The sequence below is a fragment of the Paenibacillus sp. BIHB 4019 genome, from assembly GCF_002741035.1.
Lineage (GTDB): Bacteria > Bacillota > Bacilli > Paenibacillales > Paenibacillaceae > Pristimantibacillus.
On record NZ_CP016808.1, the window covers coordinates 6370766 to 6385859 of the forward strand.

Below are 15094 nucleotides of genomic sequence, written 5' to 3' on the forward strand. Positions count from 1 at the left end.
GCCTTATTCGCCGCCTTTTTTCTGTCTTTCGGAAATGTCGTACACGCTCTCTGCGAGATCCGTGAACAAAATGCCGTTCAAATGGTCAACCTCATGCTGGAACGCACGCGAGAGGAAGCCTTGTGCTTCAACCATAAACGTCTCTCCATCGGAGTTTTGACCTTTTACGACGATGCGGTCTGAACGCATCACATCTCCGTTTAAGTTCGGAATACTTAGGCAGCCCTCAGGTCCGAGCTGCTCGCCTTCTTCTTCTACGATGACCGGATTGACCATTTCGATCAGTCCGTTCTCATCGCCGATATCTACCACGATGACACGCTTGGAAATGCCGACCTGCGGAGCAGCTAGACCGACGCCATCAGCGTCATACATCGTTTCCGCCATATCTTTAAGCAGCTTTTTCAAGTTGGAATTAAATTTAGTAACTTCCATAGCTGGCTCCCTCAAAACGGGATCAGGATCTTTTACAATAATACGAATGGCCATTGCCGTTCCCTTCCTTTACGACGAAATCTATAATATGACTTGCGGATCTACATCAATGCTGAACTGCACGAGCTTCTGAGGCGAGCCTGCAACGAATGGCGCAAGCGCGCCGCGCAGCAGCGCAGGCACATCAATGTTCCCCCGATATTTTATCACACATTGAAAACGGTAGCGATCTTTCATTCTCGATATAGGCGATGCAACTGGCCCAAGCACCTCAAGCGCACGCGGCAAACCCGCTCCAAGCGGTCCTAATACGCCTTCGTCGGCTGCCAGCTCGCGCAGCCGCTCCGCAAACTGCTCTGACACCGAGGACAGCAGCGCAAGCTGCTCATGCGACATCGTGACCAGCACAAGCCGGCAATAAGGCGGGTAGCCCATGACGCCGCGATGCTTGAGCTCCTCTTCGACAAACCGAATGTAATCATGCTTTTGCGCGGTTGTAACCGCGTAATGCTCGGGTGAATAAGTCTGGACAACGACCTCCCCTGGCAGCTGATGGCGGCCAGCACGGCCTGCCACCTGTGTAAGCAGCTGAAACGTCCGTTCCGCTGAGCGAAAATCCGGCAAATTCAGCGACGTATCCGCTGCAATAACACCCACTAGCGTTACGTATGGAAAATCAAGCCCCTTCGCTACCATCTGCGTGCCAAGCAGCACATCCGCTTCACGGTCGCCGAAGCGCTTCAGCAGCTTCTCATGCGCGTTTTTCTCCGTCGTCGTGTCCACATCCATCCGAATAACCCGAATGCCGGGAAACAGCTTGGCAAGCTCCTCTTCTACGCGCTGCGTCCCCGTACCAAAAAAACGGATATGCTCGCTTTCGCAGGACGGGCAGGTTTGCGGCGCCTGCTCCGCATGACCGCAATAATGGCAGCGCAGCAGCCGCGACTTCTGATGATACGTCAGCGAAATATCGCAGTGCGGACAAAGCGCCGTGTAGCCGCAGGAACGGCACATGACGAAGGTGGAATAACCGCGCCGATTGAGCAGCAGCACAGTCTGCTCGCCGCGTTCCAGCCGCTGTACAAGCCCTTCATGCAGCTTGCGGCTGAACATCGAGCGGTTGCCTGCCGCAAGCTCCGCACGCATGTCAATGACCGTTACGGGCGGCAGCGGCCTGCCCCCAACCCGATCCGGCATAGGCAGCAGCGATGATTCGCGCCCTTCTGCAGGACGCCGGCTCGCAGCCGCATACGATTCAAGCGATGGCGTCGCCGAGCCTAATACGACAGCTGCGCCATGCTGCCTTGCGCGCTGCACAGATACATCTCTTGCATGATATTTCGGGCTCTCCTCCTGCTTGTAGGAAGACTCATGCTCCTCATCAATAATGACGAGGCCAATGCGCTCAAAGGGGGCAAAAATCGCCGAGCGGGCGCCAATGGCTACCTGTACTTTGCGGCTTCTAATTTTGCGCCATTCATCATAGCGCTCCCCATTTGACAAGCGGCTGTGCAGCACTGCTACCGCATCGCCAAAGCGCCCTTTAAACCGCTCGACCATCTGCGGGGTAAGCGCAATTTCCGGGACAAGCACAATCGCCTGCTTGCCTTGCTTTAGACAATGCTGGATCGCTTGCAAATAGACCTCGGTTTTGCCGCTGCCCGTCACGCCATGCAGCAGCAATACTTGCGGCTCGCCGCGCGTGACCGCCTCTGCTATGCGGGTGTAAACGCTCTGCTGCCCTTCGGTGAGCGGCAGCGGAACCGTCCGCTCAAACTCGCGGCTCGCATAAGGATCGCGCTGCTGCTCTATTTCCCGCAGCTCCAGCAAGCCTTTGCCAGCAATCGCACGCACGCTCGCTGGCGATCCGCCTGCTTCTGCAAGCAGCGCTTGCAGCGCAATGGGCTCGCCACGCTCCAGCATAAAGGCAAGCAGATCGCGCTGCTTGCCCGCCTTTGCTGGCCATGCTGCCAATGCTTCCGCAGCCGCTTCCTTATCTGTTGGCGGAAACACCGTCAGCACCTTGCGAATGGCCAGACGGTCGCGAATCGCTATCTGCTCAAGCAGCACGCCTTCCTCCAGCGCCGCTTTAATATCCGGCGCATATTGCGGAAACCGCTCCTTCAGCGCTTCCAGCTTCGTCTGCCGCTGCCGCGAGAGCATATCCAGCAGCTCCTGCGGCAAACGGCTTGCAAGCTGCTCCTGTTCCTCGTCTGTCGCTTCGTTCAATGACACATAACGCTCAGCTTTGCCTTTAAGCGCAGCGGGAATCATCGCTTGCAGCGCGGTTGTCCAGGAGCAGCAATATTTGTCGCTCATCCATTTGGCTAGCCCGATCAGGTCAGGAAGCAGCGGCGGCAGCGGATCAAGCAGCTCGGCAACCGCCTTGAGGCGGCGACTGTCAACTTCAGCCTCCTCCGCCAGCTCCACTACGAAGCCTTGCAGCACGCGGCCGCCGAAGGGCACGCCGACCCGGCTTCCCACCTCAATCCAGCTGGACATTTCCGCAGGAACCTCATAATCGAATGGCCGATCCGTTTGGCGGCTCGGCACGTCTACTATCACTCTGGCAATCATTCGCCAAAGCTCCTTTGCTTAGCAAGCTGTGAATGCCGCTGCACCGCAACTTCCAAAATGCGCCTTGCCGTCTCGCGTTTAGACAATAAAGGCAGCGCCTCTATCAAGCCTTCCTTTCCAAACAGCTGCACAACGTTCGTATCGCCGTTGAAGCCTGCGCCTTCCGCGCTCACATCATTGGCTACGATGAGATCGCAGTTTTTGCGCGCCAGCTTATCCATCGCATAATGCGCGATCTGCTGGGTTTCGGCGGCGAAGCCAACGAGCAGCTGATGCGTCTTGCGCTCGCCAAGCAGCTGCAAAATATCCGTCGTGCGCTCCAGCTCAAGGGTGAGCGTCTCGCCCGTCTTTTTTAACTTCTGCTCCTGCTGCTGGGTTGGGCGGTAATCGGCAACAGCCGCCGCTTTAACGACGATGTCAGCCGTTTCAAAATGCACGGTGACCGCATCCAGCATTTGCTGCGCAGATTCAACCCGCACCAGCTTTACGCCTGCAGGCGGTTCTACAGTCGTCCGCCCCGCGACAACGGTAACCTCTGCGCCCATCAGCTTCGCTGCCTCCGCGATGGCAAAGCCCATTTTGCCTGATGAATCATTAGTCAAATATCGCACCGGATCAAGCCGTTCCACCGTGCCGCCAGCGGTAACGAGCACATGCTTGCCTGCAAGCTTGCGGCTGCGGCTAAACCACTCTTCGATCGCATGTACAATTTCCTCTGGCTCGGCCAGCCTTCCTTTGGCCACATAACCACAGGCAAGCTGTCCCTCGCCTGGGTCCACGAACATAACGCCGCGATCCGCTAGCGTCTGTAAATTTCGCGCCACGGCCGGATGCTCATACATATGCACATTCATAGCTGGGGCCACAAGCACCGGGCTCGTTGCCGCAAGCAGCGTCGTGCTGAGCATATCATCGGCTAGCCCATTTGCCATTTTGCCAATGACATTTGCAGTGGCGGGAGCAATAACGATGAGGTCCGCATGATCGGCCAAATGAATATGCGACACAACCGCTGGGTCCCTCTCGTCAAAGGTGTCGATATGCACCGGATTGCGCGAAAGCGTCTGGAGCGTCAGCGGCGTAATGAAACGGGCGGCGGATTCAGTCATAATGACATGCACCTTAGCCCCTGCCTGCACCAGCCGGCTGCAAAGCGTAGCCGCTTTATAGGCGGCGATTCCGCCAGTAATTCCTAATATAATTGTTTTATTGGTAAGCAAGGTCCATCCCCCATTACAACAATGCTCTTAATCTATGGTATTGACTGAATTATGCCAGCCCATCCCTGTCTATTAGCTTAAAGCGCAAGGCAGCAGCACGTTTTCTTCTCGTTTGAGAGCGCTTTGCCGCACACAAGGCGCTAGTTTTGAAGCTAGCTTTTTCCTATCATACCATATGATCACTGAATCCGCAGTCTGTTCGATGCCCGGTCCATCTCGCCCAGCTCACAAGCACGAATTTGCGGACAACCGCGAAAATTGGCATTTGCCTGCTTAAATCCGTATACTAGAGGGTAGGATTTATACTGATATTTTTAAATAATAGCCGAGGTGACCCCATGGAAGATGTAAAACAAGCCTACGCGAAGCTGGGCCTTCCCGAAAACGCTTCAAAAGAAGAGGTCGAGAAGCGCTATACCCTGTTGCTCCGCCAATCCCGCTCCCGCGCGCAAACCGCAGACAATGAGGAGACAACGGCAGATGAATTCAGCCAAGTGACCGCCGCTTATAAACGGATACTTGAAGCGGAGGACCAGAAGTTCAAGCAAGCGTTCAATGAGAAGGAATATGGAAAGTTTAAAAATATGGCGTCTGCCGCAGAGAAAACCGACCATTTCTGGCGCTACTATAAATACCATGTTTTCGGTGGCATTGTGGCGATTGCTCTCATTATTTATGGCGTTATAGCTTATATGGACCATCGCGAGGAGCAGCGGTATTTGGCAAGCCTGCCGCCTGTGGATTTATCGGTCATGTATTTTGGCGAGTATTTTACAGAGGACAATAAGCAGGATATGGCTGTTCTTGAGCAATCGCTGCTGGACAAGTTTCCCGAATGGAAACGATTTAAAGTTAACCTGACCTATGTGCCGCTTGATGCTAAAGATGCAGTCGATATGGCTTCCCAGCAAAAAGCGATGGTCGTCCTGGCGACGGAAAAGCCCGATATCTACATTCTCGATACAGCCAGCTTCGACTGGATTAGCCCGCAGGGCGTTCTGCAAAACCTCGATGATGCAGTGAGCGGCGAGCTGAAGTCCTCGGTTACTGAGAGCGAGTTGGTCAAAAAAACGACGAAGGATGAACCAGACGAGCATGTCTACGGCATCGATATCAGCAACAGCCCGCTGGTGAAAAATCTCTCCGTGCTGACGCCGAAAAATTATATTGTCGGCGTTCGAGTGAACAGCGAGAATACAGATAAAGCGATTCAATTTATCGACAAGTTTTTGCAAGCGAAGTAACTGACCGTCCTTAACTAAACTTTAAACAAACTTTTGAAAAATAATGCTAAAAAAAACGAGTCCATAGAATCTCATCTATGGCTCGTTTTTTTGTATAGGATCGGAATGATTTGCTCATTCCATTTCTTTTAGTAATATGATTTTGGTTTTGGCGCTACAGTTGGCGCAGGTGTTGCTGGAGCCGGAACTGTAGTTGGCGCTGGCGTTACCATTGGAGCAGGCTTAGTAGTAGGAGCTTGGCCTCCACCGTTGCCTTGGCCTCCGCCTTGACCAGCTCCGCCACCGATTCCTTGGCCTCCGCCTTGACCCGTTCCGCCACCGATTCCTTGGCCTCCGCCTTGACCGGCTCCGCCGCCGATACCTTTGCCTCCGCCTTGACCGGCTCCGCCACCGATGCCTTGGCCTCCGCCTTGACCGGCTCCGCCACCAATACCTTGGCCTCCGCCTTGACCAGCTCCGCCGCCGATTCCTTGGCCTCTGCCTTGACCGGCTCCGCCACCAATGCCTTGGCCGCCGCCTTGACCGGCTCCGCCGCCGATGCCTTTGCCTCCGCCTTGACCGGCTCCGCCGCCAATACCTTGGCCTCCGCCTTGACCGGCTCCGCCGCCGATACCTTGGCCTCCGCCTTGGCCTGCTCCGCCACCAATGCCTTTGCCTCCGCCTTGACCGGCTCCGCCGCCGATTCCTTGGCCTCCGCCTTGGCCTGCTCCGCCGCCGATACCTTGGCCTCCGCCTTGACCGGCTCCGCCGCCAATACCTTGGCCTCCGCCTTGACCGGCTCCGCCGCCGATGCCTTGGCCTCCGCCTTCTCCTTTAATGCGGAGGTTGCCCTTCGCTCCGCTTTTAGCCTTTGCTCCCGAAGGGAACTTTACTTGGCTGTAAGCATAAGTAATGGATTGGAACGTCCGGCTGTCGACCGCACCAGTTACTGGAAGACCGTGCATTTTCTGAAAATATTTGACTCCCTTTACGGTCAAGCTGTCGAATTTTCCGTTGATTGGGCCAGCATAGCTTCCCATTGATTTCAGCATCCCTTGAACGACATACACATCCGGCCCATGATCACCTTTTCCAAAAGCCATGCTCGTGCTCGGCATGCTCATCATCAAGGCAACAGCCAGAAGTAAGGCCCCAATCGTTTTTCCCAATTTCCTGCGAGAGGAAATGCTCCAGTCCCATTTCATGCAGTATACACCATCCTTATTTATTTTTTAATATTGTTTTGCCACACGCCTTACTATTCCCAACTTTTAAAATTCATTCCGCGATTTGCGAAAATCGGTTATGCAAGGAGGCAAGGAGAATCTATCTTCAATCATTAATTGAAGGTAAAACACAAAAAAACCGCTTACTAAAATAAGCGGCTAATCCAAACTATCGTTTATCGTTACATTTTCATTTCAAACAAACTCTGCCTATAAAATGGGATGATATTGGATCATTCCCTATCTCCATTGTCCATATGGACTGTTGACCCCTTCATCTAGCCCTTTAAAAGGGAATATATAATAATTAAGACATATGTAAAAATATTTTTTGAAATGGGTAAATTTATCAATGTATACGTATCGCTCTTTGCAAACGGGCGATCTTTCGACCATCTCTTCTTTTCCACAAAACAAAGATGAATTATTTTAAAATAACCGTTTTGACGTAAAGCTGCATCTCCTATGCCATAACACAAATACGAAAGGCATGCTTTTTTACTTGGCTATAAGCCTTTCAATCTCTCATTAAAATTCCGTTCATCCGGTGAGCATGTGGCGTGTGTGCATATGGAAAAGCTGCTTTAAATGTCAAAGCGGCAGCCCTGAACGATTGTACTCGCCAGAACTGCCTCTGCTGCTCAAACATATTTCATCAAAATGCTTTCGACGTGATGCAGATGCTGCCGCATCGCCAGCGACGCCGCCTCGGCGTCCTGCGCTTCAACCGCCTTATAAATGGCCAAATGCTCCTCGTAAAGCTGCTCCGCAACCGAGCGGTTCGCATACAGCTCCACCCTGCGAATTTCGCGAATGGCGGTTTCCACCTGGTTCATGACCGTCTCGAAAAGCTGTACCAAAATCGTATTATGCGTCGCCTTAACAAGCGTCAAATGGAATAGCAGGTCGGTGCGTTCCCCTTCCAGATCATTGCCCGCAGCTGCCTTCATTTGGACGACAAGCTCCTTCAGCACGGCCAGATCGTCCGCCGTCCTTTTCGAAGAAGCGATAGCAGCATTCGATACCTCAAACGTTTGGCGCGCCTCCAGCAGCTCCAATAAGGTTTGGCGATTCATACGCAGCGATTGCAGCTCGGGCAGCTCAAACTCCGCAGGCAGCGTGCTTATGACCGTACAGCCGCCACCTTGGCGAATGTCAATAAGGCCCATCGCTTTAAGCGCACTAAGCGCCTCCCTAGTCGTAGACCGCCCTACCCCAAAGCGCTCGGACATCTCCTTAGTGGAAGGCAGCTTGTCTCCGGCCTTAAGCTCCCCATCAACGATCAAAGCCTTAATTTGCGCCGTTATTTCCTCGTAATGGTTCCGCTTTGTCAGCTTCGTTACTTGCAAGCCACCCGCCTCCTTTTTCTAAATTCGCTAAAAAAATAAATCGAAAGCCTATCCGACCAGCAGCGCATAAACGACGCCGGGACCATGAACACCAATAGTCAAATCATTTTCAATATCGGACGAGCGGCTTGGCCCCGAAATAAAATGAATGCCTGCCGGCAAGCTTTCACGCCCTGCTTCATCCAGAGGAATTAAAATCTCTCCAAGCTTCGTCTTAAGCCGCTCAAGCGGAATAATGACGATTAGGACGGTTGGGAGCAGGCTGACTGAACGCCCCTTGTCTTTTCCAGATAAAACCGCAATAGATGATGTATAAGCAGCCGCATAATCAGCTACAACAATCCCAAAATCCGCTTCTGCCGCGCGCGCTTTCCAGTTTTCATTTTCATCGCTATTCCATACGCTTAAGCTTACGTTAGGAAGTGCTTCCTCCAGCTTCATTTCGGCAAGCTCCGGCTGGTTTTGCCTAATCATATAGCGCGCACCAAGCTCCGTCGCCTTATCCTTAATGAATTGCTTGGCCTCGTCCATTGTAGACAAATGGCTGACATGACCGCCATTGCTATGAAAATTCGCTGTAAACCGTTCAATTCGCTCTTCCAGCGTCCATTCATACTCCTGCCAGAAGTCTGGGGCCCCGCGGAACGGATGCACCGGCTTCTCTATTGCGCGCGGACGTCCCAGCTTATTTGCAATATCATTCATAAAAGCATCCTGCTTGCGGCGGGAATCTGCTGCAAGCTCTTCCAGCCATTGCTCATGCGTCTGTTCAGCCATGCCCATGCCCTCCTCCATTTTGCTCTCTATTGCGAACGAGCTGCTCCATCCGGCTGCGCGCATCTGGGCTCAGCTCATTCAGACCATGGCGAAGCTCCTCTTCGAGCGTGCCCCATTTATCGCGGAACGACTGCTTCGGCAGGCTTGGCGTAACGCGGTAGCTGTTCCAGCCCTTCAGCGGCCCCAGCTTAAGCCGGATTTCGCCATTGCGTGAAACGAGCCGCTGTCCCAGCTTGCCTAGTTTAATTACGCCCTTGAAGCGGCCCGAATTGCCCATAATGGCCGAAAATCCTTTCATGCCGCCCGCTTCTGCCAAATCGCGATGCCCGCCCTCTTGCTTGCGTCTGCGCAAATAGATGAGCATTTCATGCAGCGGGATTTTGACCGGACATGCTTCGTAACAGGCGCCGCAAAGGCTGGAGGCGTTGGCGATATCGTCCCAGTCGCCGACGTTTTTTTGGAGCGCGGGCGTGAGCACCGCGCCAATAGGTCCGCTGTACGTCCCGCCATAAGCATGACCGCCAATGTGACGGTATACCGGGCAAGCATTGAGGCAGGCACCGCAGCGAATACAATTGAGCAGCTCCTGAAACTCAGGGTCGCCAAGCTGGTTGGAACGCCCATTATCTACGATAATAATGTGCATTTCATCAGGCCCATCAGCGTCCACATCGCGGCGGGGTCCCGTAATGCCGGACATATACATCGTCAGCTTCTGCCCGGTCGCTGACCTTGGCAGAAGCGTCGCCATCACTTCAAGATCCGACCAGGAAGGTATAATCCGTTCCATGCCCATAAGCGTAATTTGCGTTTTCGGCACCGTCGTCACCATACGCGCATTGCCTTCATTTTCAAACAATACCATCGATCCGGTTTCCGCAATCGCAAAATTACAGCCCGTCATGCCAATGTCGGCTTCAAGAAACTTCTCCCGCAGCTTTTTGCGGACGAAGCCCGCCAATATCGTCGTATCCGCTTCAAGCGTCTCGCCCGCTTCCTTGGACAGCAGCTCCGCGATCTGAAAACGGTTTTTGTGAATAGCCGGAATAATAATATGCGAGGGCGTCTCGCCAGCAAGCTGAATAATATACTCGCCCAAATCGGTTTCGATCGCTTCGATTCCGAGCTCTTCCAGCGCATGATTGAGATGCAGCTCTTCCGTTACCATCGACTTGGACTTTACGACTGATTTGGCCTTTACTTGCTTGGCGATCGCCAGAGATACTTTCACCGCCTCGGCCGCTGTCGAAGCAAAATGCACATGAACCCCATTCGCCCGCGCATTGTCAGCGAACAAGTTTAAATAATAGTCCAGATGGGCAATCGTATGCAGCCGAATTTGCCGTCCGCGTTCGCGCCAATCTTCCCAGTTGCCATGCTCGGCTGTAGCCGCATGCTTGCCGTTGCGCAGACGCTCTGTCGTAAATTTAACGGCCTTGCGCAAAAACTCGTCATTTAACGCCAGATCTGCCCGGCCTTTGACCGTCGGCGGCACTTTCGTTCCTGCTGGTGCACTCATGCCTGCTTCACCCCTTCATACAATAGCTCAGCCAAATGCATCACTTTCACGGGTTCATTGCGGTAGCGCAAATTTCCCGCGATATTCATCAGACAGGCGAGATCAAGACCGACGAGCACCTCTGCTTCCGTCTCCAGCACATGGTCCGCCTTCTCCGTCACCAATGCGCCCGATATGTCCGCCATCTTGACGGCGAACGTCCCCCCGAACCCGCAGCAGTCCTCTGCGAACGGCAGCGGTACAAGCTCCATCCCTTTGACATGCCGCATCAGTTCCATCGGCTCTTCCTTAATGCCAAGCAGGCGGCTGCCGTGGCACGATGGATGATAGGTCACCTTGTGCGGGTACACCGCGCCTACATCCTTCACCCCTAGCACCTGAACGAGAAACTGGGTGAATTCATAAGACTTCTGCTGAAGCTTATTCGCCCGCGCAAGCATAATGGGGTCATTTTCAAACAGCTTCGGATAATGATGAATCATCCCTGTGCAGGAGCCGGAAGGCGAAATGACAAAATCGCTGTCCTCAAAAGCATCCAAAATCGTCTTCGCTGATTCCCGCGCTTCCTTCCAATAGCCGCTGTTGAAGGCTGGCTGGCCGCAGCAGGTTTGCACCGTCGGAAAATCAAGCCGTACGCCGTATTTCGCCAGCAGCCGAACCATCGCTTCGCCGACTCTAGGATACATCGCGTCACTTAAACATGTTATAAATAAGGATACTTTCACCTTTAGCACCTCTTTTGCTCTGATGAATAACAAATGTATAATATCAGGTTGTCAGACAAGTTGGACGAAGCAGGCGGGACTGCAAAACGTCTGGAAAGAACCTGCACGCTGCAAAACTTCCCATTACCTTTTGACAAATCCCGCTTGCTAGAACGCCGCCTTACACAATCGTCAAATCCATTGACCTTGCTTTCAGCTCGGCAACGGTATCCTCACCAATCCGTTTGTCTGTAATAATAGAATGGACATCACTCAGCTCTGCTACCTGCGTAAAAGCTTGTACGCCGAACTTGCTGGAATCAGCCAGCAGTACGACCTGATCGGCAATGCCGATCATTTTCAGCTTAATACGCGCCTGCAGCTCGCTCGACTCGCTGATCCCCCGCTCTAAATGTACGCCCTTGCATGATAAAAATAGCTTATCGACGTAATAGGCATCAAGCGAGCGTTCCGCCAACGGCCCAACGTAGGACAGCGAGCGTGAAGCGAGCAGCCCGCCTGTGGAGATAACCTCAATCTTCTCCTTCGTGCTCAGCTCCAGCGCGACCTTAATGGAATTGGTTAATACCGTCAACGGGATATCCGGCAAATGCGAAGCCATATACCAAGCCGTCGTGCTGGCATCGAGTACGATCCGGTCCTTCGGCTTAATAAGCTTAATCGCTTCCTGTGCAATTTGCCGTTTTTCCTCCGCATGGGTAATTTCCCGCTCGGTAAAGGGCGTCTCCGGCTGCTGATCCTTCACGTTCACCGCGCCGCCGTGCGAACGCCGCAGCTTGCCTGCCTGCTCCAAGCGATCCAAATCGCGCCGTATCGTTTCCTCCGTTACGCCGCATAGCTCGCTGAGCTCGGACACTCTTATACTGCCTCTGTCATTCACCAGCTGTACGATTTTTTCATAACGCTCCGCAACCAGCATAAGCCGCCCTCCTTTCTTTCAAAAAACTACAGCCCCGTCACCTGTGTAAACCGGCCGTAAGCGTCCTGCCATGCTTGCTGCTCCGTAGGCTCGTAATGCTCCACCTCGAAGGAATCCCGAATCACTTTGCGCGCTTCCCATATATCGGCCAGCTCGCCGCGGGCAATCCATTGCACAATCATATTGCCGATTGCGCTGCCTTCAACCGGACCTGCCCATACCGGCTTGCCGATGGCATTAGCCGTCCACTGGCATAGCAGCTTATTCTGGATGCCGCCGCCTACCATATGCAGACCGTTAAACTGCTGCTCGGAAAGCTGCTCGGTTAATTCCAGCACATAACGATATTTTAACGCGAGGCTCTCCAATACACAACGCACAATTGCGCCCGGACTGCGATCAAGCTGCTGCCCCGTCAACTCGCAATAGGCGCGAATGCGCGCTTCCATGCCGCCTGGCGGCAAAAATACCGCAGCGTCGGGATCGATGAAAGCGGTGAAAGGCTTCGCTTCTCCCGCCAGTTTGACAAGCTCTGCAAAGGATTGGCCGTGCCCCGCTTGATCCCATTCGCGCTTCAGTTCCTGGACGATCCAGAGGCCCATAATGTTTTTGAGCAGGCGGAACGTACCGTCTACGCCACCTTCATTCGTAAAGTTCAGCCGGTAAGCTGTCTCGTTAATGACTGGACGCTCTACTTCTGTCCCCATCAGCGACCAAGTGCCGCAGCTCAAATACGCGAATGGACGCTGAAGCGCTGGCACCGCTGCAACCGCAGAACCTGTATCATGCTCGGCAACGGCGATAACCGGAATATTCCCAACGCCAAGCTCGGCGCTTACGGAAGGACGAATACGGCCAGCGTCCGCTCCTGGTTGAACGACCTGGCCAAACATGCCGCGATTTAATCCAAGACGTTCAATCAGTTCGCCATCCCAATCACCGGTTAGCGGATTGAACAGCTGGGTCGTTGTCGCATTGGAAAACTCATTAAGCATATCGCCCGTCAAATAATACCGCAGCAAATCTGGAATCATGAGAAAATGCTGGGCTTCACGCAGCAGCGGCGATCCATTTTGCTGCATTGCAGCGAGCTGATATATCGTATTAAAGCTTAAAAACTGAATGCCCGTCCTCTCGAAAATATCCGTCTGCGGAATCGCTGTAAACACCTTCTCCATCATCCCATCCGTATGACGGTCGCGGTAATGATAAGGGTTTCCGAGCAGCTCGCCGCTGCTTCCAATAAGGCCAAAATCTACAGCCCACGTATCAATGCCGATGCTTTGCGGCTCTACCTTCAACTGCTTGGCTTTAACCAAGCCTTGTTTGATCTCATAATACAAGCGAAGAACGTCCCAATGCAGACGCTCTCCCACTTGTACCGGATCATTCGAGAACCGATGTATTTCTTCCACTTCGATTTTGTTGTTAACGAGGCGGCCAAGCAGCGCTCTTCCGCTGCTCGCCCCTAAATCGTAAGCAAGAATGGTCACCAGCTGGCACCGCCCTTGCCTCTCGCTAGAATATCCTTGCCATAGCTGCTGTCCAAATACGCGCGCATTGGATCAAGCGGCAAGCCTTGCTCCTGGCGAACGGCATGCAGCAGCGGCGTTACGTCGAATTCAAACGCTTTGCGAACGGCGTCTTCAGCGCCAAGCACATCATCTCTGTTTTGCGCATCTGCTACTTCATCGTGGTTGATCAGCAGCGCTTTCGCGAATTGCGTCTGTACGTTGAGTACCGAGCGCAGCATCGCCGGAATTTTCTGTTCAATGCTGTGCGATTGGTCAATCATATACGCAATATTGCTGACGTTGTTGCGAATCGCTTCATCATTATCTTTGCTAGCTAGCAAAATTTGATAGAAAATCAGGAACAGCTCATAAGGGTTCGTCGTTCCGACGATGAGATCATCATCGGCATATTTACGGCTGTTAAAGTGGAAGCCGCCCAGACGCTTCTCGTCAATCAGGTAAGCGACGATATGTTCAATGTTCGCGCCTTGCAGATGATGCCCCGTATCAACAAGCACTTCTGCCTGTGGCCCCAGCTTCATTGCCAAATTATACGACATGCCCCAATCTGCCAGATCGGTATGATAGAAAGCAGGCTCAAAGCATTTATATTCAATCAACATCCGCATATGGGGATCAAGTGCACGGTACATTTCGGAAAGCGATTCCTGCATCCATGCTTTACGCTTGCGGATATCGCCTTGGCCCGGATAGTTGGTGCCGTCTGCGAACCATAAGCTAATATCGCGCGAGCCTGTTTCTTTCGCAATCTGCACGCATTCCAGCAAATGATCCGTCGCTTTGCGGCGAATTTTTTCATTCGCATTCGTCACGCTTCCGAGCATGTATTCATCTTCTTGGAATAAATTCGGATTAACCGCACCAATCTTGAGGCCGAGATTTTCTGCATGGCTTCTCAGCTTGCCGTAATCGTCCACTTTGTCCCAAGGAATATGAATCGCAACCGATGGCGCTAGGCCTGTATAACGGTGAACCTGCGCTGCATCTTCGATTTTCTCAAATGGCGTGCGTGGAACGCCTTCCTTCTGATAAACCTTGAAGCGCGTACCTGAATCGCCATAGCCCCATGAAGGCGTTTCAATTTTAAGCGTTTTCAATTGCTCTTTGACGGCATCCAAATTAATACCTCTGGCCTTCTGCTGTTCTTCCAATAGCTGATACGCGCGATCGGACATGTTCAAACACCCTTTCCATTATAAAATATGATTTTATTTAATCGGATAGCCCATCGTTGACATTAATGCATTTTCCGCTTGCGTTGAATCCAGCCTGCTGTACTGTACAATGACCGGAATGTCGCTTTGCAGCTCGATGGCATATGGAACGCCGATTGGAATCGGCGCCCCGTTTTTGCCTAAGGAGCTGGTGCGGACATGCTTCGTACGTCTGGCAGGAATCACCACAAGAATATCGGTCATAGGGTCGCGGTCTTCGAAAAAGATCGTAATCCGCAGCAGCGCTTCTTCCGACGATGTATTCAGCACACAAATGGACTCATGGCTGGGCAGCGAGCCGGAGCTCGTCTCCGGAATGTAGCCGTCCGGTATAAACCAATGCTTTTCTCCCTGAGCTTTATACATATCCGCATC

13 protein-coding genes are annotated in these 15094 nt (G+C 52.9%); 1 reads left to right on the top strand and 12 read right to left on the bottom strand.

Going from position 1 to position 15094, the window contains the following annotated elements; translation table 11 throughout:
• Window positions 1–3 precede the first annotated feature (3 nt).
• From def to coaBC, 3 genes are read right to left on the bottom strand one after another with little or no spacing between them, the layout of a single operon-like run.
• Window positions 4–489 (bottom strand): peptide deformylase, encoded by a 486-nt coding sequence (gene def / locus BBD42_RS27670; RefSeq protein ID WP_099520784.1) that lies wholly within the window; start codon window positions 487–489, stop codon window positions 4–6.
• 27 nt (window positions 490–516) lie between these two features.
• Entirely contained in the window at window positions 517–3012 is a 2496-nt protein-coding gene (gene priA / locus BBD42_RS27675; protein WP_099520785.1) for a primosomal protein N', read from the bottom strand.
• Window positions 3009–4232: a bifunctional phosphopantothenoylcysteine decarboxylase/phosphopantothenate--cysteine ligase CoaBC gene (gene coaBC, locus BBD42_RS27680; RefSeq protein ID WP_099520786.1), complete on the bottom strand. Its 1224-nt coding sequence runs from the start codon at window positions 4230–4232 to the stop codon at window positions 3009–3011. Before coaBC ends, priA begins: the two co-directional genes overlap by 4 nt.
• Window positions 4233–4570: 338 nt before the next feature.
• Here coaBC and BBD42_RS27685 point away from each other — a divergent pair, with 338 nt between their 5' ends.
• Entirely contained in the window at window positions 4571–5476 is a 906-nt protein-coding gene (locus BBD42_RS27685) for a molecular chaperone DnaJ (RefSeq protein WP_099520787.1), read from the top strand.
• 128 nt (window positions 5477–5604) lie between these two features.
• Here BBD42_RS27685 and BBD42_RS32590 read toward each other — a convergent pair whose 3' ends face one another.
• The 9 genes from BBD42_RS32590 to BBD42_RS27730 all read right to left on the bottom strand — a co-directional run bounded on the left by BBD42_RS32590 (window position 5605) and on the right by BBD42_RS27730 (window position 15085).
• A complete protein-coding gene (locus BBD42_RS32590) occupies window positions 5605–6660 on the bottom strand; it encodes a peptidoglycan-binding domain-containing protein (RefSeq protein WP_099520788.1) in 1056 nt (351 codons plus the stop codon).
• Between the two features lie 662 nt (window positions 6661–7322).
• Window positions 7323–8030: a FadR/GntR family transcriptional regulator gene (locus BBD42_RS27695; RefSeq protein ID WP_099520789.1), complete on the bottom strand. Its 708-nt coding sequence runs from the start codon at window positions 8028–8030 to the stop codon at window positions 7323–7325.
• Window positions 8031–8078: 48 nt separating this feature from the next.
• On the bottom strand, window positions 8079–8807 hold the full coding sequence (locus BBD42_RS27700; protein ID WP_099520790.1) for a LutC/YkgG family protein: 729 nt from the start codon (window positions 8805–8807) through the stop codon (window positions 8079–8081).
• On the bottom strand, window positions 8800–10326 hold the full coding sequence (locus BBD42_RS27705; RefSeq protein WP_099520791.1) for a LutB/LldF family L-lactate oxidation iron-sulfur protein: 1527 nt from the start codon (window positions 10324–10326) through the stop codon (window positions 8800–8802). The genes BBD42_RS27700 and BBD42_RS27705 overlap by 8 nt, the downstream gene beginning before the upstream one ends.
• A complete protein-coding gene (locus tag BBD42_RS27710) occupies window positions 10323–11051 on the bottom strand; it encodes a (Fe-S)-binding protein (protein ID WP_099520792.1) in 729 nt (242 codons plus the stop codon). Before BBD42_RS27710 ends, BBD42_RS27705 begins: the two co-directional genes overlap by 4 nt.
• Before the next feature lie 160 nt (window positions 11052–11211).
• Window positions 11212–11970 carry a DeoR/GlpR family DNA-binding transcription regulator gene (locus BBD42_RS27715; RefSeq protein WP_099520793.1) on the bottom strand — a complete coding sequence of 253 codons (759 nt, stop codon included), beginning with the start codon at window positions 11968–11970 and terminating at the stop codon, window positions 11212–11214.
• Between the two features lie 26 nt (window positions 11971–11996).
• On the bottom strand, window positions 11997–13463 hold the full coding sequence (locus tag BBD42_RS27720; RefSeq protein ID WP_099520794.1) for a rhamnulokinase: 1467 nt from the start codon (window positions 13461–13463) through the stop codon (window positions 11997–11999).
• Window positions 13460–14680, bottom strand: a complete 1221-nt coding sequence (gene rhaI / locus BBD42_RS27725) for an L-rhamnose isomerase (protein ID WP_099520795.1) — start codon at window positions 14678–14680, stop codon at window positions 13460–13462. Before rhaI ends, BBD42_RS27720 begins: the two co-directional genes overlap by 4 nt.
• 33 nt (window positions 14681–14713) lie before the next feature.
• Window positions 14714–15085 (bottom strand): sensory rhodopsin transducer, encoded by a 372-nt coding sequence (locus BBD42_RS27730; RefSeq protein WP_099520796.1) that lies wholly within the window; start codon window positions 15083–15085, stop codon window positions 14714–14716.
• Window positions 15086–15094: the final 9 nt, after the last annotated feature.